Raw genomic sequence first — 21,509 nt, 5'->3', positions numbered from 1 at the left:
GTTCCAGAGGCGAGCCCGGGTGACCAGTGAGTGCCCGGCTGGTCAGTGAGTGATAATGCCCTGCCAGGCGCGTGTGCGTTCGACGGACCAGCCGACGAAGGGCGTGCGTGTGAGGTAGACGGTGACGGTCTGTCGACCTTCCGTTCCGCGCGGCCGAATGACGTCGACCTCGGCGCTCGTGCCGCGGATACGGATCTGATCGACCTCAATAACCGAAGCCGGCGAACCTTCGAGGTCGGTCAGCGCGTAGACGCCTTCGCCCAGGTCCGACGCCACCGCCGCGGTGAACAGCGGCTCCGTGCCTTCGGGCAGGATGATGCCGATCGGCGACTCGAGCGGCCGATCGCGCAGCACGACCCGGATCGCCTGCACCTGAATGTCGCGCACGTTCGAGCTGTTGGGGTCATGGCTGGCGACATCGCCCGCCTGTGCCGGGATGTTGACATAGGTCTGGGCGCAGCCGGTGAGGACGAGCGTTGTCGTCAGTCCCAGCAGTACGCATAGCCACGCGGATCGCATCATGGCTGGATTTCCTGTTGCAGGTTCAAGTCGGGTCCGAACAAGCCGCGATTGTAGCGAGGATCGCGGTTTCCCGCCGGGCCTGGCGGTTCACGTCGCGCCGAGCGGTTCGTTGCAGCTTGCATGCTCCGCCTCGTCCGGCCGAGCGAGGGCGACATCGACACCCGGTCCGTCGCCGGCGTAATGGCGCGCGAGCACCGCCTCCCAGTCGGCGAGGCTTTTGACGGTGATGAACGCCTGCCGTACCGCCTCGCCGTCGGGGTGATGCCGTGAGAACTTGATGCCGAACTTGCGCATCATCATGCCCGCCTTCTTTTCGCCGTGCAGCGATAGTGACAGCTCGAAATGTTCCCGCAGCACGCCGCGCTGCTGGGCGAGCGTGGGCGAGCGTCGGCCGCCTTCAGCGTCGCCGCGCTGCAGGGCCCGGGCCTGCTCGAAGATCCACGGGTTGCCGATGCACCCGCGGGCGACGCTCACCAGGTCGACGCCCGTTTCATCGATCATGCGGAAGATATCCGCTGCCGACCAGATGTCGCCCGACCCGCCGATGAGCAGGGGGGCGTCGCCGCCCTCGGGCTTGTATCGCTGCACCAAATCGCGAAGAAAGGCCCACCGCGATGGGCCGAGGTATTTCTGCTCGACCGTTCGGCCGTGCACGATCGCGCCGGCGTAGCCCAGCTCGATCACCGCTTCGAAAATGCGGTGAAAATGTCGCTCGGCCTCGACGCTGTCATCGCTGCCGCGCCGCAGCTTCACCGTGCATGGCCGATCGTCGCCCACCGCCTGCCGCACGGCGTCGAGAATGGCGATCGCCTCGTCGGGCACTTGCATCAGGTGTCCGCCGCGCGCCTTTTTCTTGATCTTCTTCACCGGGCAGGCGAGGTTGATGTCGATTACGTCGTAGCCGAGCTGGACGAGGATCTTCGCCCCCATCGCGATCTCGGTCGGGTGTGAGCCCATGAGCTGGCCGGCGATCGGGTGGTCGGCGTTGTTCAGTTGCGCTGCCGCGAGCCCCTTGCCGCCGGCGATGAGAAACTGATCGAGCATCGCCTCGGTGACGCAATAGGGGCAGCCGTGCCGCCGGGCGACCAGCCGCATCGCCGCGTCGGAATAGCCCGCCAGGCCCGCCTGGAAAAAGGGTGCGTCGAGTTGTACGTTGCCGATTGTGGGCATAAGGGGTCATTATACCGCCCCACGAGGGCCTGCGCGTTTGCTTCACAACGCCAAGCTCGCCATGATGGAGGCTTTGATTCGCACGATTGGCCACGGAAAAGCCGCATGTTTTTAAAACGGATTGTCGCACAAGCCCACCCTCGGCCCGTTCTCAGCGCCGCGCTGCTGGCGGTCGGCCTGCTGCTGGCAGGTTGCAGCACCAGTACCTTCGTCGACGACGAGCGAGCGCAGAACCTCGCGACGCTGGCGTACCCGGATCAGGCCGAGCACGCCGACGACCTGGATATCCTCGTGCAGCGGCGGGGCGGCCGAATCCAGATCATCAACCGCAGCCCCGAGGTGCTCGAAGACATGCAGCTCTGGGTCAACCGCCAATATGTCCGCGAGATCAGCCGCATCGACATCGGCGTGGACAACAGCTTCAGCCTCCGACATTTCATCAACCGCTACCAGGAAGCGTTCCCGACCGCCGGCCTGCTGTCGCCCGACCGCACCGAGCCGGTCACCTCGGCCGAGCTTTACGACCCCGAAACCAGCCAGCGTTACCGATTGACCGTCATGCCCCCGCGCCGCGATCAACTCGGCCAACGCTGATGACCGCAACACAACATGCCTCACGACTCGCAGGAGCACACCCTTGGATCACGACCCCGCTGAACTTTGGCGCCGCTACCAGAAACATCAGACACGCTCCCGAAGCGTTGGCATCAATCTCGATGTTTCCCGCATGAACTTCAGCCCGCGGTACTGGTCGAAGATGGAGCCCGCCATCCAGCAGGCCTACGAAGCCATGCAGCAGCTCGAGGCCGGCGCGATCGCCAACCCCGACGAAAAACGCATGGTCGGCCACTACTGGCTACGCACCCCCGAACTCGCGCCGGACAAGAAAATCGCCACGCAAATTCGCGAGACCAATGACCGCCTCGTCCGCTTCGCCCGCGAGGTGCACGACAAGGTCATCACCCCGCCACGCTCCGCCCGCTTCACCGACGTGATGCTTGTCGGCATTGGCGGCTCGGCCCTGGGCCCGCAACTCGTCGCCGATGCCCTGGGCACGAAGCGCGATAAGATGCGCGTCCACTTCCTCGACAACACCGACCCGGACGGCATCCGCCGACTGCTCGAATCCATCCAGACCCGGCTGAAGTCCACCTTGGTGCTCGTCGTTTCCAAGTCAGGCTCGACCCCTGAAACCCGTAACGGCATGCTCGAAGTCCGCGCTGCTTTCGAAGGGCAGGACCTCCAGTTCGCGCCGCAGGCGGTCGCCATCACCGGCGAGGATTCGAAGCTCGACAAGCAGGCGAAGAAGGAAAAGTGGCTCGAACGTTTTCCCATGTGGGACTGGGTCGGCGGCCGCACGAGCGTGACCTCCGCAGTGGGCCTGCTGCCCGCCGCGTTGCAGGGCCTCGACGTCAAAGGCCTGCTCGACGGCGCTGCCGAGATGGACCGCCTCACCCGCGGCACCAACACGAAGCGCAACCCCGCGGCTCGCATGGCCCTGATGTGGTATCACGCGACCAACGGCAAGGGGGCCAAGGACCTGGTCATCCTCCCCTATAAAGACCGCCTCCTGCTGCTGTCGCGCTACCTTCAGCAGCTCATCATGGAAAGCCTGGGCAAGGAGACTGACCTCGACGGCAACACTGTCCACCAGGGGCTCAGTGTCTACGGCAACAAGGGGTCCACTGACCAGCACGCCTTCGTCCAGCAACTCCGTGAAGGCCTGAACAACTTCTTCGCCACCTTCGTCATCGTTCAGCAGGACGTCCCACGCCCCGGCACGCAGCCGATGCTTGAAGTCGATCCTGACATCAGCAGCGGCGACTACCTGCTGGGCTTCTGGCAGGGGACACGGCAGGCGCTCTATGAAAACGGCCGAGAGTCGATGACGCTCGCACTGGACAAGCTCGACGCGAAGTCGCTCGGGGCGCTGATCGCGCTGTATGAGCGAGCAGTCGGGTTCTATGCGTCACTGGTGAACATCAACGCCTACCACCAGCCCGGCGTCGAAGCGGGCAAGAAGGCCGCCGCCTCCGTGCTGGAGCTTCAGAAGAAGATGATCGCCTATCTGAAAAAGCATCCGGACGACACGTTCTCCCCGGAAGATCTGGCTGCCGGTTTAAAGCAGCCGGAGCACGTCGAGACGCTGTTCCACCTGCTCGAACACCTCGCCGCCAACAAACGCCACGTCGCCCGCCATCGCAATCGGTTCGCCTATCTGTCCTGAGGCCGAGGATTGTTTCGAATTGCTGATTTCTAATCGCTGATTGCTGATTTGTGGCCCACGCCGATGCAATCAGCGATTAGAAATCAGCAATTAGAAATTCCACGCTCGCGGGCTCGCTCAGGGCTCGGCTTAGGTGCTCCTGGCATGATTTGGCGGCGAACACTTAACCTCTGGCAGGGGTACAGGTAGAGTATTCATACGATTTGATCGTCTGAGAAAGGACGCCCCATGCTCACCAATGCCCGCCGAGCCCTTCGCTCGCTTTTCACCGTCGGCCTGGCCGTCGGCCTGGCCGGACCCGCCCTCGCCGACGAGAACGACTCACCGGAGCCCACCGTATTGCAACAGCGCGACGACCGACTCATCGTTGAACTGCCCAACCGCATGATCGCCATTGCCCAGGAGATCCCCACCGCCCCGGTGGTGTCGGCCCAGATCTGGGTCAAAACCGGCTCGATCTACGAGCAGGAGTTCGTCGGCGCCGGCATCAGCCATTACCTCGAACACATGCTCTCCGGCGGAACGACCAGCACGCGCAGCGAAGCCGAGTCCAATGCCATCCTCGGCCGCATGGGCGCCCGCACCAACGCCGCCACCGGCCTGGACAACGTCCGCTACTTCATCAACACCACCAGCGAACACACCGCCGAGGCCGTCGACCTGCTCAGCGACTGGATCCGCAACGGCGCGGTCGAGCAGAGCGAGGTCGATCGCGAGCATGACGTCATTCTGCAAGAGTTTTCCATGGGCGAAGGCGACCCCGGCCGCATCCTCTGGCGGCTCACGCAGCAGGCCCGCTACACCGCGCACCCGGCCCGCCACCCGACGATCGGCTACATCGACGAGTTCAAGCAGATCGACCGCGATGAGCTTTACGAGTTTTATCAGCGGATGTACCCGCCGAACAACCTTGTCATGGTCGTCGCGGGGGACATCGACAAGGACGCTGTGATCCAGCAGATCGCCGAGTTCTGGAGCGACGCCGAGCCGCGCGAGCTGCCGGAGTTGAGCTTCCCCGTCGAGCCGGAGCTGGAAGAGCCACGCGAGTTGACTGGCCGGGCCGACATCAGCCGACCGCGCATCCGTCTCGCCTGGCCGGGCACTCGGCTGGGCGGCGATTACGATTACGCGCTCGACGTGCTCGGCACGATCCTCGGCCAGGGTGAAACCAGCCGACTCGTACGCAAGGTGCGCGACGACGAGCGCATGGTCAACAGCATCAGCGCCTACAACCTCAGCTTCGATTGGGGCGAAGGGTTTTTCGGTATCGACGCGGAGATTGCCGACTTCGACCTTGACGGCCGAATCATCGACATCGAAACGGGCGAGCCGATGTCGCCCGATGAGCTTCCGGCGAATGCGCACGAGGAATCACGCGCAGGCTTCGTTCAGTATGTCGTGCTCGGCGAGGTGCAGCGCATCACGGAAGATGGCGTCACCGACGCCGAGCTTGCCCGCGCCAAGCGGCGAATCATGGCACAGGTGGCCAGTGCAAACCAGACGGCTGAAGGCGTGGCGTCGCGCCTCGCTCGCGATGTGATCGGCACGGGTGATCCGGACTACCTTCAGCGGTACGCCGACGCGATCCAAGAGCTGACGCCGGAAGACATTCAGCAGGCAGCGATGCTTTATCTTTCGCCCGATCGCCTCGTCACCGTTCGTCTATTGCCTTATGACGACGAGCACGGCCCGACGCCGCTCGCCCGCCCAAGCGACGAACAGGACCTCGACGCGTTCGAGCAGGAGTCGATTGACCTCGACAACGCCCGCACCGTCGAGCGGATGCGCGAAGCGCTTGCCGATCGTGAACATGAAGCGACGCCGGTGGAGGTCGAACCGCTGGTGCAACATGAACTGGACAACGGCATTCGCCTGCTGGTGCAGCGGTCGACGGTCGTGCCGGCCGTGTCGATGCAGGTGTTCTGGAAGGGCGGTCTGCTTGGTGAAACGCCCGGCCGAGAGGGCGTCGCCAATGCGATGGCGCAAATGCTCATGCGTGGCACGCAGCAGCGCGGTGCACAGGCGCTTGCCAATGCGATTGAAAGCCTCGGCGCTTCGATGACCACACAGACGGGCAACAACACGACCTACGCGCAGGCGTCATCGCTCAGCGAAGACTGGTCAACGGTGATGAACCTGTTGGCCGAAGTGCTGCTCAAGCCGGCGTTCGATGAGGATGAATGGGACCGCCTCCGTCCGCGATTGCTGGCGAGCATCGCTCGTGAGGCCGACTCGTGGTACGGCGAGCTGAACAAGCACTTCCGCCAGGCGTACTACGGTAACCACCCATGGTCGCAAAGCCCGCTCGGTCGGCGGGACGTTGTGGAGCAGTTGACCGTGGACGATCTGCGCGAGTTCCACGCATCGCAGCTCGGCGGTAGTGAGATGGTCGTGTCTGTGGTGGGCGATGTCGACCCCGAAGAAGTGCGGGAGAAGGTGGAAGAGCTATTCGGCTCGCTGCCTGCCGAAGCGCCGCAGCCGTTCGAAGCCGCGCCCGCGACGACGCCCAGCGAAGCGCTTATGCAGGTGGAGACGCGCAAGCGTGTCGCGGCGGTGAAGATCGGCATGGGGCCCGCCGTCGATCGCGCGAGCGAGGACTACGCCGCGATGCTCGTGCTCTCACGGTTGATGAGCCAGTTCCCCGGCGGATGGCTAAACCAGACGCTGCGTGGCGACGGGCCGGGCTTGGCGTACGCACAGTGGGCCAGGCTCGTCACCGGCATCGAGCCGGGCTACTTTGAGATCACCTTCAACAGTTCGCCTGATCTCGTGCCCGAAGCGCTGCGCCGATCGTTGGCTGTCATCGAACGAGCCAAGCATGGTGAGATCGGCGACGACGAACTCGCCCGCGCTCGAGCCGGCGTCCTCACCGGCGAGTTCTTCGGTAAACAGAGCAACTCAGACAGGGCCATGAGCGCCGCGCTCGACGAGCTCTATGGCGTGCACGACCCGGAAGGCGAACGCTTCCGCGCCGCGATCGAAGCGATCGACGCCGAGGAGATCCATCGTGTGGCGCAGAAATATCTGATCAACCCCGTCACGCTGCTGCTGACACATGAGCGCATCGACGAAGACGCGCTAAATGGCGCTCCAGTGGAGTCCGTGGAGTCAGATGTATCGGATGAGTGATCGTCATGAAGCCCACACCGTCACGGCGTGGGCTTCGGGCGTTTCAGTCAGGTGCATTCGTGGTATGCGCGCACGATACGGTCGACGTACTGTGTTTGATCGCTTGCCCAGTGTTCTTCGGAGAAGACTTCAACCTCGTTGAAGCCGGCGAAGCCTGCGTCTTCCACCCAGCCGCGGATGGTGCGGATGTCGATGCAGCCTTCGCCCATCAGCCCGCGGTCGGTCAGCAGGTGTCGGGTATTGACCCGCCAGTCGCAGACGTGAAAGCCGAAGAGCGTACCTTGTTGGCCGGCGAGTTCGATCTCGGCCTTGAGGTCCGGATCCCACCAGACGTGGTACACATCCACTGCGATGCCCAGGTGCGGATGCTGCAACTGCTCGCAGACCTGCCGGGCCTCGGCCATGCGGTTGATGCAGCTCTTGTCCGCCGCGTACATCGGATGCAACGGCTCGATGGCCAGCTTCACCCCACGCGCCTCGGCGTGCGGCAACACAGCCTCGATGCCTTCCGCCACCTGCTGCCGTGCGTCTTCCAGCGGCATGCCCGGCACGGCCCCGACCACCAGCACGACCATCTCCGCGCCGATCGTCGCCGCTTCGTCGATGCACTTGCGATTGTCATCCAACGCCGCCTGTCGTTTGGCAGGCTCGGCCGCGGGGAAAAAGCCGCCACGCACCAGCGCGGGCACTTGCATGCCCGCATCGCGAAGCCTCGACGCGGCTTCATCCGGCGCGACGCCGCCCTCGCTCGGCGTGATGACGTTCCGCCAGACGCTGATGCCGCGAACGCCTGCTTTCGTGTAGCCGTCGATGCACTGGCGCAGCGACCATGGCTTGTTGGTGAACGTGTGGATCGCACAGCGCGACAGATCGGTCAAATCACTTGCGGGCATGGTGTGGGCTCCATGAATGTAAAGCCCACGGATGGCCATCCGTGGGCTTTGTGCATGCTGGTGTCGCTTCGTTGCCTTACACGCCTGCGGGCGCGTTGGCACCTTTCAGCGCTGGCACGTCCACCCACGTCTTGTCCTGCCAGCTCTTCATGCCAAGCTCGGCAAGCTGCACGCCGCGAGCGCCTTCGCGAAGCGTCCAGCGGAACGGCTCGTCCAGCGCGACGTGCCGCATGAACAGCTCCCACTGAATCTTGAACGCGTTGTCGTACTCGGCGGTGTTGGGCACTTGCTGCCAGTTCTCGAAGAACTTGATCGGCTGCTGAATGTCAGGGTTCCACACCGGCTTGGGCGTCTCCGCCATGTGCTGCACCCAGCACTCGCGCAAACCCGCCACGGCCGAGCCGTGCGTGCCGTCGACCTGGATGGTCAGCAGGTCGTCGCGACGTACACGGGTGACCCATGAACTGTTGAACTGGGCGATCACGCCGTTCTCCAACTGGAAGATCGCGTAGGCGGAGTCGTCGGCGGTGGCCTTGTAGGTCGTGCCGTCTTCGCGAACGCGTTCGGGAATGTCCGTGCTGCCGAGGGCGACCAGCGATTTCACCGGCGCGAAGACGTTGGAGAGCACATATTCCCAGTGGCAGAACATGTCGATCATCATGCCGCCGCCGTCTTCCTCGCGGTAGTTCCAAGAGGGGCGTTGCGCGGGCTGGTCTTCGACTTCGCCGGTGAAAACCCAGTAGCCGAACTCGCCTCGGACGGAAAGAATCTTGCCGAAGAAACCTTGCTGCTGGAGGGCTTTGAGCTTCCGCAAGCCGGGGAGCCAGAGCTTGTCCTGCACGACGCCGTTCTTGATGCCGGCGTCTTCGCAAAGCTGCGCGAGGCGAAGCGCTTCGTCGGTCGTCACGGCGGTCGGCTTTTCGCAATAGATCGACTTGCCGGCTTCGACCGCCATTTCAATAAAGCGCGCCCGCTGCAGCGTGCCCGAAGCGTCGAAGAAAATCGGGTACTGCTCGTCCTTCACCGCACCGGCGACGTCGGTCGAATACTTCAACGGCTTGCCGATCGCGTCCGGGCCGTGCTTTTCCGCCAGCGCCTTGAGCTTGTTGGCATTGCGGCCGGTGAGGATCGGGTCGGGCATGAGCGTCAGCTCGTCCGAGACCTTGACGCCGCCTTGCTTGATGATGGCCAGGATCGAGCGGATCAGGTGCTGGTTCGTGCCCATGCGCCCGGTCACGCCGTTGAGGATGATGCCAAGCTTGCGGATTTCCATTTGAACACCTCGTGGGTCGGTGGTGGGGATTGTCAACGACAAGCAAGGTAAGCGATGAAGGAGATTTTGTCGTTAGTCGAAGCGGACAAAGACCTTTGCGGATCAGGACACCGCGAACCTCTGCCGATCGCTCGATTCGTTGCTACACTGGCTCGCATGTTCACCGGCATCGTACAAAGCAAGGTTTCCGTCGTGCATTTCGACCGCAACGACTTCGGCGGTCGGCTGGTCGTGTCCCGCGCCGAGTGGACGCCAATCGGCGGGTACGAGCCTACGTTGGGCGATTCGATCTGTCTTGCGGGGGTCTGTCTCACCGTGGTGGAAGCGACCGCGGCGGCGCTGTCGTTCGACGTGATCGCCGAGACGCTGCGCTGCACCACCCTGGGCGAACTGAAGCCAGGCGACGCGATCAATCTCGAGCCGGCGCTGCTGCCGAGTCAGCCGTTGGGCGGGCATTTTCTGCAAGGCCACGTCGACGGCGTCGGCACGGTGCGCAATGTGCATAAGGCAGACGACGAATGGCGCATCACCATCGAACCGCCAACCGTGATGATGGACTACGTCGCGCCGAAGGGATCGATCGCTATCGACGGCGTCAGCCTCACCGTTGCAAGCGTGTCGACGTCAACCTTTGATGTGGCGTTGATTCCGACCACGCTCGAGTTGACCACGCTCGCGCAACTCGAGTCGGGCATGCGCGTGAATCTGGAAAGCGACATGCTTGCGCGGACCGTGATCCACACGCTCAAACGATGGCAGGGCAGTCATGTTCAATCTGAAGATGGTAAGCGTGGCGAACCGGTTACGTGGTCGCTGTTGCGTGAGGCCGGCTTCGTGACTGGCTGACGCTGTTGCTCACCGCGCATTCGCCTTCGGCCGCGGCCAACTCGTGCACGTGCAGCGACATCAATGTCAGGTCATCTCGCTGGTTCAGCGAGCCGGCTTGCCTGTCCAGCTTACGAGCGAGCAAGTCCATCGCTTCATCGATCGTGCCGTGTCGCATCTGCTCGAATTCGCGGGTGTACTGCATGTTCGCCGCCGACTTCGCGGGCCCCTCGGTTTTCACCAGCTCTTCGCCGGGGAATGCCATTTCGAAACCGTCGCTGTAAAGCAGCAGCCGATCGCCTGGATCAAGCTGCACAGTGACCTGCTCGAACGGCTCGTCTTCGAACACGCCAAGCAGCGGGCCTTCGGGGTCGATGGTTTCCGTCCCGCCGGCGGCGCGAAGGAGTAATGGGTATGGGTGGCCGCCACGGGCGATGGTCGCTGTATGCGTTCGGTTGTCGATCACGCCGTAGCAGGCGGTGGTGAAGCGGATCTGGCCACGGTTGTGCTGGAGCAGATCGCGGTTGAGCTGCGTCATAGTTTCGCTTGGCTCGACCAGCCGATAGCCTGCGGGCAGATTCGGGTCGATGACCTTGGTGTGCAGCGACCGTTTGATGAACATCGTCAGCAGTGCCGCCGGCACGCCGTGACCCACCGCGTCGGCGACGAAAAAGCCCATGTGATGTTCGTCGAGGCGCATCACGTCGTAGATGTCGCCGCTGACGTAGCTCGCCGGCCGCCAGAGCACGCGAAATTCCATGCCCGCCACATCGGGCAACTTACTCGGCATAAACTCGCGTTGAAGCTGGGCCGCGAGGCGTAGCTCCTCATCCAGCTTGTCAATCTCGCCACTGAGACCGCCCTGGGTCTGGCGCAGCAGCCGAACCTCGGCTTGTAGTTCGTGCAGTACAGGCGACTGGCTCCACAACGATCGCAGCATCACGCCGGCGATAGTCGGGTCTGTGCCAACGGGGCAGACGACGACGCCCGTGTCGTGGATCGTGCCGGTCGGCCGTGTGTCTCCCTCGCGGGTCAGCAGCATCGGGGTGCGACGGTCTTGAATTTCACAGACCAGTTCATACACCTCGCTGTCCCGGGCCTGCCCCAGCATGCACCAGACCACGGCCGCATCATTCAGCAGCGCGGGCTCGGCGAGCACGTGTGTCAGTTTCTGCACGCAGACCCGCGGCCGATCCGCCGCCGGCCAGGTCTCCAGTGCAATTTGCGTATTCAACGCCGCTTCGTCGAGCGGCGCGTCGTCGTCGTTGATCACCAGCAGGGGGTGTAAGCTCATGATGTCGACCTGCATTGGCACGCCAACGCCTGCCCGATCGCGAGCACGTACAGCGGCCTTATCTGCATCATCGACTCATTCGGCGCGAGCCTTAAGCTCTTCTACAGGCAACTCGATCCGCTGGCCCCGCCGCAGACCCAGTTCCTCGATCATCCCCCCACGCAGCTCCACCGCAAACTGGGCAGGCTCGCCGCTGTGATACGGCGTCAACAGCCAGTCCGCTCGGCCGTACGGCTCCACCTGCATCGCATGCGTCCGCACAATTCGGCCCAGACCGTCCAGATAGACCAAGTCAATCGGCACCAGGCAGTCCCGCATCACAAACGTCAACCGCCTCGGCTCGGGAAACACGAACAACATCCCGCCGTCCTCGGCGATGTATTCCCGATCCGACAGTCCACGATGCCGCGACGCGTCATCCAACGCCAGTTCCAACTCAAACACCTGCCCGGCAATTTCCACCGTCTGCGTCGGCAGCCCGGTTTGAGGCGCAAGCTCATCACTGCCCGCCGACGAGCAGCCGACAAGCGCAATCACGGCCAGCAGCATCAGCAGGGCGGCGAAAGGGCGGCGCCGGCCGTGCAGTCCGTCGGCCGTGTATAGACATGCTTCTCGCGTGCAGCGTTTCATTGATGAGTCCCTTGGCCGATCGATCACACAGCTCCATCTCTAAGCCATGCATCATCCGCTTTTGTAAACGTCACCGCCTCGCGCGGCAGACGCTCCATTTTAAAGCGTTCCGCAAACGTACGCGCCGACATCGGCTCATACTCGCCTTCGCCAACACCCGACCACTTCGCAATCAGGCCCACCACCCGGTCGGCCGACACGCCCAGCTCGCGGTACGTCGCCACCCGCGTGTCGCCGTGCCGCTTGGCCAACCGCCGCCCGTCCTCGCCAATGACCAACGGCACATGCCACCAGCAGGGCGGTGGCCCCAGTTCCAGCATCCGCCAGAGCAAGATCTGCCTCGCCGTGGCGTCAAGCAGATCATCGCCGCGCACCACATCGGTCACACCCTGCCGCGCGTCGTCAACCACCACCGCCAATTGATACGCAGGCAGTCCCTGCTTGCTCGCCACAACGAAATCGCCCACCTGCTGCTGAACGTTCACCCGCCATTCGCCGTGCACCTGGTCGACAAACGCCACCTCTTCGTCCGGCACGCGCAACCGCCAGGCGGTTGTCTGCGCCGCGTCTCCAAACTCAAAACTCGAAACACCAGACTCGGAACTTCCCGATGTTCGGCATGTCCCCGGATATCGCAACTCGTGATCATCCGCATGCGGCGCTGACTGGGCCTGCTCGATCTCCCGTCGCGTGCACTGGCAGGGGTACAACAGCCCCTTGTCGTTGAGCGATTCCATCGCCGCGCCGTACACGTCCACTTCCTGCCGCTGCCACACCGGGCCCTCGTCCCAGTCCAATCCGAGCCATTGCAGCACATCGATCGCCTGCTCATCCGCCGCGGTTTTCACCCTCGGCCCATCGAGGTCCTCGATCCGCAGCACCACCCGCCAGCCGCGCTGCCGCGCGATCGCCCAGTTGATGAGAAACGTCCGCGCGTTACCCAGGTGCAGCGCCCCCGTCGGCGACGGCGCTAATCGTGTTGTCCGCCTTTCAGCCATGCCCATCACGCAGTATCGTACTCACTCAAGCCCAACAGCAGCGAAGCGGCCTGCCCGGATCGCTCCACCCGCCGCCAACGAGCCCGCCATATGAACCCGACCATCCGCCACGACACCATCCGCCTTGCCGTGCTCATCTCCGGCGGCGGCACGACCATGCAGAACCTCGCCGACCTCATCAACGTCGGCCAGCTCAACGCCCGTATTTCGGTCGTCATCAGCTCAAACGACAAAGCCAAAGGCCTCGAACGCGCCAACAACCTCAAGCTGCCATCCTTCGTCGTCCCACGCAAAGGCTACGACAGTCCCGAAGAGTTCTCGGACCATGTGTTCAGTCTCATCCGCGACGCCAAAGCCGACCTCGTCTGCCTCGCAGGCTTCCTCAGCCTCCTCCACATCCCCGACGACTACCAGCATCGCGTCATCAACATCCACCCGGCGTTGCTCCCGGCCTTCGGCGGCCAGGGCATGTATGGACAACACGTCCACCAGGCCGTGCTCGACACCGGCTGCAAAGTCACGGGTTGCACCGTCCACTTCGCCGACAACGAATATGACCGCGGGCCCATCCTCATCCAACGCACCTGCCCGGTGGAGGATGACGATACCCCAGAAACCCTCGCCGGCCGCGTCGCCGAGCAGGAAAAGCTCGCCTACCCCGAAGCGATCCGCCTCATCGCAGAGGGCCGCGTCACCATCGAAGGCCGACGCACGCGTATCGCACCGGCATAACCCCAAGGCAGCGAGGCTTCAGCCTCGCCGCGCGCACACCTAAAATCGCCGCATGACCGATCATAACCTGCTGATGACCGCTGGTAGCTGGGTATTTGTTGACTGGGGCAACGTCATCCGCGTGGTCGCGATCGGCGTCCCGGCCTACGCGGCGCTGATCCTGCTGTTGCGCGTCTCTGGAAATCGAACGCTCTCAAAGATGAACGCTTTTGACCTGGTGATCACCGTCGCGTTCGGCTCGACACTGGCAAGCCTGCTGCTGTCCCCAACCGCGACGCTCGCCCAAGGTGTCACCGCGTTCAGCTTCCTCATCGCCGCCCAGTTCGTCATCACCTGGCTTTCATGCCGCTGGCAGCCGTTGCAGCGGCTGATCAAGGCGTCGCCGACGATGCTGTACACGCAAGGCGAGTTTCGGGAGGTGGCCATGCAACGCGAGCGTGTGACCCGCGTCGAGATCGAAGCCGCCGCGAGACAAGCCGGCCACGCCCATCTGGACACCGTCGGAGCGGTCATTCTGGAGACCGACGGCAGCATTTCCGTGCTCCCCACATCGAACCGGGCCGACGGAGACTCACTGACCAGCGGCCTGAAGTGAGCCGGGACGACAGGACCTAAAGTCCGATAATATATGTTATGTATAACTCAACCTTCTCCGGCCTGGCTTGGGCCTGATTCTCATAAAAGTCGCTGAAGTCGTCTCGGGATCGCTATTGAGCAGGCTTAAAACCCGATATAGCGGTTGCGTCGTACATCAGTTGCCTCACGTCACCGGTTCCGCATAGGCTGTGCGGGTTGTCAACGCCGGGCCGAGAGATGACGACTCGGCCCGGTGGTTTACGAGGTAGTTTTACGGACATTGGTGGGAGCCGGAAAGCATGATCAAGGACGACATCACAACCAACGGACAATATGCCACCGCCGAGGCTTCAGGCGATCGCGGTGGTCTGACCGCCGTCAGCTCGCTTACCGAGTCGGCCCAAGCCACGCTTACCCGAGCCGTGGACTGGATGTTCGCTCAGCAGCACGACGACGGCCACTGGTGCGCCGAGCTCGAAGGCGACTCCATCCTCCAGAGCGAATACATCCTCTACAAGTGGATCCTCGGCCACGAGGACGACGATCGTATTCCGAAGATCGCCGCCTACCTCCGCCGACAGCAGCAAGCAGACGGCACATGGGCCCAATACCCCAGGCCCGGCGGCCCCAGCCCGATGGACATCTCCGCCACCGTCAAGGGCTATTTTGTGCTCAAACTCATGGGCGATGACCCCGACGCCGAGCACATGCGCAAGGCTCGCGAGGCCATTCTCGCCGCCGGCGGCGCGGAGCGGGTCAACAGCTTCACCAAGTTCTACCTCGCGTGTCTCGGTCAGATTGAGTGGTCGGCTCAGCCGAGCATCCCGCCGGAGATCGTGTTCCTGCCGAAGTGGTTTTACTTCCACATCGACAAACTCGCCTCGTGGACACGGACGATGATCCTGCCGCTGTCCATCGTGACGACCTATCGGCCGACGCGACGCTTAGAGTCCGATAAATCTATCAACGAGCTTTACGTCAACCCGAAAAACCGCCGACGCACGGTCATCACGCAGGACCGCCCGCACCCGTTCTGGTCGCGGTTTTTCCTCGGCGTTGACCGCGGGCTCAAGGTGGTGCATAAGCTCGGGCTGACGCCTTGGCGTAAACGGGCGATCAAGTGGATCGAAGACTGGCTGCAACGCCATCTGATGAAGTCCGACGGCATCGGCGCGATCTTCCCGCCGATGGTCTACATCCAGGTCGCCTTCCGCTGCCTCGGCTACCCGGACGATCACCCGATCCTCGTCAAGGCTCGCAAGGATCTTGACGATTTCATGATTCACGACACCGAGACGGACGAGATCCGCATTCAGCCATGCTTCTCGCCGGTGTGGGACACGGGCATCGCGTCGTTTGCATTGACCGAAGCGGGCCTCGACCGCGACCACCCCGGCATGGCCCGGGCAGCGAAGTGGCTGGTGAGCAAGGAATGCCGCTTCGAAGGCGACTGGAAAGCCAACGTCACGCAGGACGTCGAGCCGGCCGGCTGGTTCTTCGAGTACAACAACTACTTCTATCCCGACGTCGACGACACGGCCATGGTTTCCATGGCGCTGAAGCGCATCGGCACGGAGGACGGCATCGAAGCGGGCAAGCGCGGCGTGGCGTGGAACCTCGTCATGCAGAACGACGACGGCGGCTGGGCAGCGTTCGATCGCGGCGCACAGAATCGGCCGATCCTCGACCAGGTTCCGTTCGCCGACCACAACGCCATGCAGGACCCTTCCTGCCCGGACATCACCGGCAGGGTGTTCGAATCGCTCGGCTGGCACGGCTACACCGCCAAGGATGCAATCGTGCAGCGCGGCATCGAACACATTCGCGCCCATCAGCAATACGACGGCTGCTGGTTCGGACGATGGGGCGTCAACTACATCTACGGCACGTTCGAAGTGCTCTGCGGCCTGCACAGCATCCACACCGACATGAGCCAGGACTGGATTCAAAAGGGCGGACAGTGGCTGCGCGATCACCAGAACGAAGACGGCTCGTTCGGCGAATCGCCCGACACGTACGAAGACCCGTCCTTGCGCGGGCAAGGCCCCCCCACCGCCAGCCAGACCGCATGGGGCGTCATGGGCATGATGGCGGTCTACGGCCACGAAGATGAGGCCGTGCAACGCGGCATCCGCTGGCTCTGCGAAACGCAGATCGAAGAAGGCACGTGGGACGAACCGTGGTTCACCGGCACGGGTTTCCCGCGTGTGTTCTACCTGCGGTACCACTATTACCGCCACTACTTCCCGCTGATGGCGATCGGCCGCTGGCTGCGACTGCGTGGCGAGTTGCCCGAGTTGACCGCATGAACCGGGCAGCTGCCTTCGGGCGGCGCGTCATCAATTCAGCGATCCGGCCACGGTCCCATCCCGTACAATGGGCGTGATGTTCTTATCCCTATTAAAGTCGGAACAGGTCGGCCGATACAAAGACATTGCCTGGGTGCTGTTCAAGCACGGCGGGCGTGAGCTGGCCGACCGCTTCGGCTTCGGCGAAGTCGTCGATGACGAATGGACCGACGGCGACCAGAAAGCCAACGCCGAAGAGTTGGCCGACGACCTTGAAAAGCTCGGCCCGACGTTCGTGAAGTTCGGGCAGGTGCTCTCCAGCCGGGCGGACCTGCTGCCGATGACCTACCTCAAGGCGCTGTCACGGCTACAGGACGAGGTCGAGCCGTTCGCCTATGACGAGGTTGAGCGGATCATGGTCGAGGAGTTCGGCGCGACGCCGAGCGAGCTCTACGCGACGTTTGATGTCAAACCCATGGCGGCGGCATCGTTGGGCCAAGCCCATCGCGCGACGCTCGCCGACGGGCAGCGTGTGGTGGTGAAGGTGCTGCGGCCGGGCATTCGCGAGCGTGTGCAGGCCGACCTTGATGCACTGCACCAGATTGCTCGCTGGATTGACGAGCACAGCGAGTTCGGGCGGCGGTATCATTTTCTCGCAACCATCCGCCAGTTTCGCCGAAGCCTGATGCGCGAGCTTGACTACACGCGTGAGGCAGACAACCTGCGCACGCTCAGTCGTAACCTCGAAAGCTTTGAGCGCATCGTCGTGCCCGCGCCGATTGACGAGCTATGCTCCGATCGCGTGCTGACGATGCAGCACATGGACGGCAGCAAGATCACTGACATCACGCCCGAGCAGCGCACGCATGTCGACGGCATGAAGCTGATCGATGAGCTGTTTCATGCGTACCTCAAACAAGTGTTGCTGGATGGTTTTTTTCATGCTGACCCGCACCCGGGCAACGTGCTGCTGACGCGTGAGGGGCGCGTGGCGATTATCGATCTTGGAATGGTCGGACATCTGGATGAGTCATTGCAGGAGAATCTGCTGAACCTGCTGATGGCGATCAGTGAAGGGCGCAGCGACGACGCGGCCGACCTTGCAATGAGCGTCGGCGACAGCTCCGAAGTGTTCGACCCGAAGGCGTTCCGTGCGGGCATGCGCGAAGTGCTCAGCGAGCATCGCGAACAAAGCGTTGGTGAAATGGAGACCGGCCACCTGTTGATGGACGTCTGCCGTGTTGCAGGCGGCACGGGTCTGCGCATCCCCGCGCCGATTCTGCTACTTGGCAAGGCGCTGATGAACCTGGACCAGATCGGCCGGACGCTCGCGCCGGATTTCGACCCGAACGAAGCGCTCCGCCGACATACCGTGTCGATCGTGCGAACGCGGACGATGCGCGGCCTTCGGCCGGGTCAGTTGTTTACCAACCTGATGGAGATGAAACACTTCACCGCCGGCCTGCCGCGCCGCGTCGATCGGCTGCTCGACACCCTTGCCGACAACGACCTGCGCTTCAAGATTGATGCGATCGATGAAGACCAGTTGATCGCGGGGATTCAGAAGATCGCCAACCGTGTCACTGCCGGGCTTGTGCTCGCGGCGCTGATCGTCGGCGCTGCGATGATGATGAGCGTCGAAACCGATTTCACGATCTTCGGCTACCCGGGCCTGGCTGTGCTGTGCTTCTTCGGCGCCGCGATCGGCGGTGTGATTCTGCTGATCGACGTGCTCTGGATGGACACCGGCCGAAATAAACGAGGCAGACGATGATACGACGACCAGTGACCGTGGCCAGTTAAAGCTGAGCGATCTCCATCGCGCGGCGAAGCGTCGCTCGCGTGATCGCCATCATGACCTCCGGTGGAAAGTCTCGTTCCGGATTTTCCAGATATTCCTGTGGCAGCAGGTTGCGTACCAACTCGCCAAGCTCCTGCTCGATCGCTTTGCGGCGATGCTCGGCCATGTCGCCATCATCGCCTTGCGGGATCGGGTCCGTCAGATCGTACGCCAGCATCAGCGTCGTGATCTGCCATTCGTAGTAGCCTTGTAGCGGGTTGGCTTCGTCGCCCTGCGGTGATGATTGGTCGGTCATGTATTGAATCCTCGTGAGGCATTTCGCCGAATGTGTGGGCGCGTGGGCTGAGTCAGATTTCCCCGCGACTCATTTTCACAAATTGCCCAGCATAGCAAAGCTGCGTTCCTGCGCCGCGGCTCTATACTGGGGGCATGAATAAGACGCATACAGCCGTACTGATTCCCGGCGACGGCATCGGCCCGGAAGTGACCGAAGCCGTGCTGAAGGTGCTCAAAGCCGTCGAGGCGCCGGTTGAGTTTCACCCCCACCTGGCTGGGCTGACCGCGATGGAAAAGCATGGCGACGTGCTGCCGGAGTCGACACTCGATGCGATCCGCGAAGACAAGCTTGCGCTGAAGGGCCCTTGCACGACGCCGGTGGGCAAGGGGTTCACTTCGGTGAACGTGCAGCTTCGGCAGAAGTTGGACCTTTACGCGGCGGTTCGCCCCGTGCGTTCGCTGCCCGGCGTGCCGACGCGATTCGAAAACGTCGACCTCGTCATCTTTCGTGAGAACACCGAGGGGCTTTACGCGGGGGTGGAGAACGACATCGTGCCCGGCGTGGTGACGTCGATGAAGATCGTCACGGAAAAGGCGAGCACGCGCATCGCTCGCCGAGCGTTTGAGTATGTGCAGAAGCGCGGCCGACGAAGAGTGACCGCCTTCCACAAAGCCAACATCATGAAAAAGAGTGACGGCCTGTTTCTCCGCTGTGCGCAGGACGTGCACGACGCGGAGTTTCCGGATGTCGAATATGACACGTTCATCATCGACGCCGGCTGCATGCGGCTGGTGCAGGACCCGACCAACTTTGATGTGCTGCTGATGGAAAACTTCTACGGCGACATCGTCAGCGACCTCGCCGCGGGGCTCGTCGGTGGTCTTGGTGTCGTGCCGGGCGCGAACATCGGCGAAGACACTGCCATCTTCGAAGCGGTGCACGGCTCAGCGCCGGACATCGCGGGCAAGGGCATCGCCAACCCGCTCGCCCTGCTCATGTCGGCCGTGATGATGCTGAATCATGTGCACGCCACCCAAGACGACGAGGCGTGCAAGACAGCCGCCAGCCGCATCAAGCAGGCGTACAACCAGGCGCTTGCCGATGGCGAAAAAACCGGCGACATCGGCGGCAAACTCGGCACGATGGGCTTCGCCGACGCGGTCATCGCCCGGCTGTAGTTGAAAGGGCACGCCATGCCTCGACAAGTCGACTGGCAACTCGCCGGCTCGGATGATCAGCCGATCTACGGCACGGCTCACCTGCCCGACAATGACGCGGTCGGCGTGCTGCTGATCGCGCATGGGTTCAAGGGTTACAAAGACTACGGCCTGTTTCCATACCTCGCTCGCGCGGCCGCGGAGCAGGGGCTGATTGCGCATCGCTTTAATTTCAGCCACAGCGGGATGACGCGCAACGTCGACACGTTTGAACGGCCGGAGCTGTTCGAGCGCGACACGTTCAGCCGACAGGTTGAGGACTTATGGACCGTTGCGGCCGCGGCCGATGCGGGCGAGATCGCCGGTGCGTCCGCCGATCGGACGCTGCCGCAGGTGTGGTTCGGCCACAGCCGCGGCGGTGTGACCGCGCTGTGCGCCAGCGGCCAGCTTGCTGCGCAAGGCGGCGCGGAGTTGGCGCTTGCCGTGCCGATGCCGGTGGGTGTGGTGTCGGCGGCGGCTCCGGATCGTGCGAATCATCTGCAGCCGGAGCAGGATGCAATGTTGCGCCGGGCGGGCAAGGTCGCGTCACCCTCCGGCCGAACGGGACAGCTGCTGATGGTGGGGCGTGACTGGCTGACGGATATTGAAACGCAGGGCGAGGCCCTCGACCCGCAGGCGATGGCGGGCCAGGGCAATTGGCCGGTGTTGATCGTGCACGGCAGCGCGGACGAAATCGTCCCGGTCGAGTCGGCGCAATCGCTTACTTCGGCCGCGGGCGAGCGTGGGCAGTTGGAGATCATTCAAGACGCCTCGCACACCTTCAACAGCCCCAACCCCCTGCCGCTCGACGAAACGCCGCCTGCCGCGGCTAAGCGACTTGTCGCGTTGACCTGCGAGTTTGCAGTCCGCTGCTGCAAACGCTCGGCGAGGCCTTAACAGATCATGCCGTTCGTTGGCTTCGGTCTTAGCTTGCGCGCAAATAAAAACGCCACTGGCATGCGATGAAGCTCGGCGGAGCGTTGCGTGCAAGGCTTGTCGCCAAACACATACGCGTCCGAGGTTCCCGCATGCCAGTGGCGTTTCATTACACCACAGGGTTTGCGTCTGGCCGACTTACGGCCGACAGATCGAGGGCGTGTCGCCACGGTCGCAGCGATCACCAAATCGGCTCATCAGCCGATAGCCGGCTTCAGAGTTGATCGAGACCCACTCCGTTCGCTCGGGGGAGCGGACGAGTTGGCCCATTTCGATCACTTCGTAATAGCGCATTTCGTCTTCGGGACTCGACTCGGTCATATCCCGTTGCAAGGCTTGGCGCGCTTCATCGGTATAGCGTTCGTAGTAGGCCACGAAAACGCCGTCGCTGGCCAGGTCTTCGACCGATCGGCCCTGGAGTCGCGAGGGGCAGTCGCCGCAGGAGTACATGTGAATTCGCACACCGTTGTACTCACCCTCGTTGTCTGAGGGGGCCTGGATCGGCGGGTGCTCATTGTTCTTGCCGACGAACAGTTCGCCGGTGTTCAGGTCGACAAAGTAAATATCGATCGGCCCGGGTCGGGTCGGCGTGTTGTTCCAGATGATGAACGCCAAGGCGAAGCAGAGCACGAGCACCGCCACGATGGTCACGACAGCAGAGTTGTTGTTAAGCCATTCTCGAACGTTCATAATTCGTGATCCTTTTGATCGGTATGAGGCCGTGAATACACCCGGCGACGAA

19 protein-coding genes are annotated in these 21,509 nt (G+C 63.0%); 10 read left to right on the top strand and 9 right to left on the bottom strand.

Features of this window, described 5'->3' with window-relative positions; translation table 11 throughout:
- Nucleotides 1-42 precede the first annotated feature (42 nt).
- Together ACERK3_05835 and ACERK3_05830 are read right to left on the bottom strand one after the other, a co-directional pair.
- On the bottom strand, nt 43-522 hold the full coding sequence (locus ACERK3_05835; GenBank protein MFA9477813.1) for a hypothetical protein: 480 nt from the start codon (nt 520-522) through the stop codon (nt 43-45).
- Nucleotides 523-609: 87 nt separating this feature from the next.
- Nucleotides 610-1,692, bottom strand: a complete 1,083-nt coding sequence (locus ACERK3_05830; protein ID MFA9477812.1) for a tRNA dihydrouridine synthase — start codon at nt 1,690-1,692, stop codon at nt 610-612.
- A gap of 105 nt (nt 1,693-1,797) precedes the next feature.
- Here ACERK3_05830 and ACERK3_05825 point away from each other — a divergent pair, with 105 nt between their 5' ends.
- The 3 genes from ACERK3_05825 (at nt 1,798) to ACERK3_05815 (ending at nt 7,048) form a co-directional block, all read left to right on the top strand.
- Nucleotides 1,798-2,286, top strand: a complete 489-nt coding sequence (locus tag ACERK3_05825) for a hypothetical protein (protein ID MFA9477811.1) — start codon at nt 1,798-1,800, stop codon at nt 2,284-2,286.
- Between the two features lie 43 nt (nt 2,287-2,329).
- Nucleotides 2,330-3,919, top strand: a complete 1,590-nt coding sequence (locus tag ACERK3_05820; protein ID MFA9477810.1) for a glucose-6-phosphate isomerase — start codon at nt 2,330-2,332, stop codon at nt 3,917-3,919.
- Between the two features lie 228 nt (nt 3,920-4,147).
- Nucleotides 4,148-7,048, top strand: coding sequence for a M16 family metallopeptidase (locus ACERK3_05815; GenBank protein MFA9477809.1), 2,901 nt, complete (start codon nt 4,148-4,150; stop codon nt 7,046-7,048).
- A 47-nt stretch (nt 7,049-7,095) separates the two neighbouring features.
- On the opposite strand, the gene ACERK3_05810 is transcribed toward ACERK3_05815, so the two are convergent.
- Together ACERK3_05810 and ACERK3_05805 are read right to left on the bottom strand one after the other, a co-directional pair.
- The gene (locus ACERK3_05810; protein ID MFA9477808.1) at nt 7,096-7,941 is read right to left on the bottom strand and encodes a sugar phosphate isomerase/epimerase family protein; all 846 of its coding nucleotides are present in this window, start codon (nt 7,939-7,941) and stop codon (nt 7,096-7,098) included.
- A 76-nt stretch (nt 7,942-8,017) separates the two neighbouring features.
- Nucleotides 8,018-9,214 carry a Gfo/Idh/MocA family protein gene (locus ACERK3_05805; protein ID MFA9477807.1) on the bottom strand — a complete coding sequence of 399 codons (1,197 nt, stop codon included), beginning with the start codon at nt 9,212-9,214 and terminating at the stop codon, nt 8,018-8,020.
- 54 nt (nt 9,215-9,268) lie between these two features.
- On the opposite strand from ACERK3_05805, the gene ACERK3_05800 reads away from it, so the two are divergent.
- On the top strand, nt 9,269-10,060 hold the full coding sequence (locus ACERK3_05800; protein ID MFA9477806.1) for a riboflavin synthase: 792 nt from the start codon (nt 9,269-9,271) through the stop codon (nt 10,058-10,060).
- Here the strand turns inward: ACERK3_05800 and ACERK3_05795 are convergent.
- The 3 genes from ACERK3_05795 to gluQRS form a co-directional block, all read right to left on the bottom strand.
- Nucleotides 10,017-11,333, bottom strand: a complete 1,317-nt coding sequence (locus ACERK3_05795; protein ID MFA9477805.1) for a PP2C family protein-serine/threonine phosphatase — start codon at nt 11,331-11,333, stop codon at nt 10,017-10,019. The genes ACERK3_05800 and ACERK3_05795 overlap by 44 nt on opposite strands.
- Nucleotides 11,334-11,408: 75 nt before the next feature.
- Nucleotides 11,409-11,963 carry a DUF192 domain-containing protein gene (locus ACERK3_05790; protein ID MFA9477804.1) on the bottom strand — a complete coding sequence of 185 codons (555 nt, stop codon included), beginning with the start codon at nt 11,961-11,963 and terminating at the stop codon, nt 11,409-11,411.
- Between the two features lie 23 nt (nt 11,964-11,986).
- Nucleotides 11,987-12,967 (bottom strand): tRNA glutamyl-Q(34) synthetase GluQRS, encoded by a 981-nt coding sequence (gene gluQRS / locus ACERK3_05785; GenBank protein ID MFA9477803.1) that lies wholly within the window; start codon nt 12,965-12,967, stop codon nt 11,987-11,989.
- Between the two features lie 84 nt (nt 12,968-13,051).
- On the opposite strand from gluQRS, the gene purN reads away from it, so the two are divergent.
- The 4 genes from purN (at nt 13,052) to ACERK3_05765 (ending at nt 18,331) form a co-directional block, all read left to right on the top strand.
- The gene (gene purN / locus ACERK3_05780) at nt 13,052-13,693 is read left to right on the top strand and encodes a phosphoribosylglycinamide formyltransferase (GenBank protein MFA9477802.1); all 642 of its coding nucleotides are present in this window, start codon (nt 13,052-13,054) and stop codon (nt 13,691-13,693) included.
- A 52-nt stretch (nt 13,694-13,745) separates the two neighbouring features.
- A complete protein-coding gene (locus ACERK3_05775) occupies nt 13,746-14,288 on the top strand; it encodes a DUF421 domain-containing protein (GenBank protein MFA9477801.1) in 543 nt (180 codons plus the stop codon).
- Nucleotides 14,289-14,568: 280 nt separating this feature from the next.
- Complete coding sequence (shc, locus tag ACERK3_05770) at nt 14,569-16,578, top strand: squalene--hopene cyclase (GenBank protein ID MFA9477800.1); 2,010 nt, start codon at nt 14,569-14,571, stop codon at nt 16,576-16,578.
- A 76-nt stretch (nt 16,579-16,654) separates the two neighbouring features.
- On the top strand, nt 16,655-18,331 hold the full coding sequence (locus tag ACERK3_05765; GenBank protein ID MFA9477799.1) for an ABC1 kinase family protein: 1,677 nt from the start codon (nt 16,655-16,657) through the stop codon (nt 18,329-18,331).
- A gap of 25 nt (nt 18,332-18,356) precedes the next feature.
- Here the strand turns inward: ACERK3_05765 and ACERK3_05760 are convergent, their stop codons facing one another.
- Complete coding sequence (locus ACERK3_05760; GenBank protein ID MFA9477798.1) at nt 18,357-18,653, bottom strand: hypothetical protein; 297 nt, start codon at nt 18,651-18,653, stop codon at nt 18,357-18,359.
- A gap of 134 nt (nt 18,654-18,787) precedes the next feature.
- Between ACERK3_05760 and ACERK3_05755 the strand changes: the two genes are divergently transcribed.
- Nucleotides 18,788-19,813, top strand: a complete 1,026-nt coding sequence (locus ACERK3_05755) for an isocitrate/isopropylmalate dehydrogenase family protein (GenBank protein ID MFA9477797.1) — start codon at nt 18,788-18,790, stop codon at nt 19,811-19,813.
- A 15-nt stretch (nt 19,814-19,828) separates the two neighbouring features.
- Nucleotides 19,829-20,728, top strand: a complete 900-nt coding sequence (locus ACERK3_05750) for an alpha/beta hydrolase (protein ID MFA9477796.1) — start codon at nt 19,829-19,831, stop codon at nt 20,726-20,728.
- A gap of 177 nt (nt 20,729-20,905) precedes the next feature.
- On the opposite strand, the gene ACERK3_05745 is transcribed toward ACERK3_05750, so the two are convergent.
- A complete protein-coding gene (locus ACERK3_05745) occupies nt 20,906-21,457 on the bottom strand; it encodes a hypothetical protein (protein ID MFA9477795.1) in 552 nt (183 codons plus the stop codon).
- Nucleotides 21,458-21,509: the final 52 nt, after the last annotated feature.

The organism is Phycisphaerales bacterium AB-hyl4 (assembly GCA_041821185.1).
In the GTDB taxonomy this organism is placed as follows: domain Bacteria; phylum Planctomycetota; class Phycisphaerae; order Phycisphaerales; family Phycisphaeraceae; genus Natronomicrosphaera; species Natronomicrosphaera hydrolytica.
The sequence above is the reverse complement of the archived record's forward strand: the minus strand, read 5'-3'. Positions and strand labels throughout refer to the sequence as shown.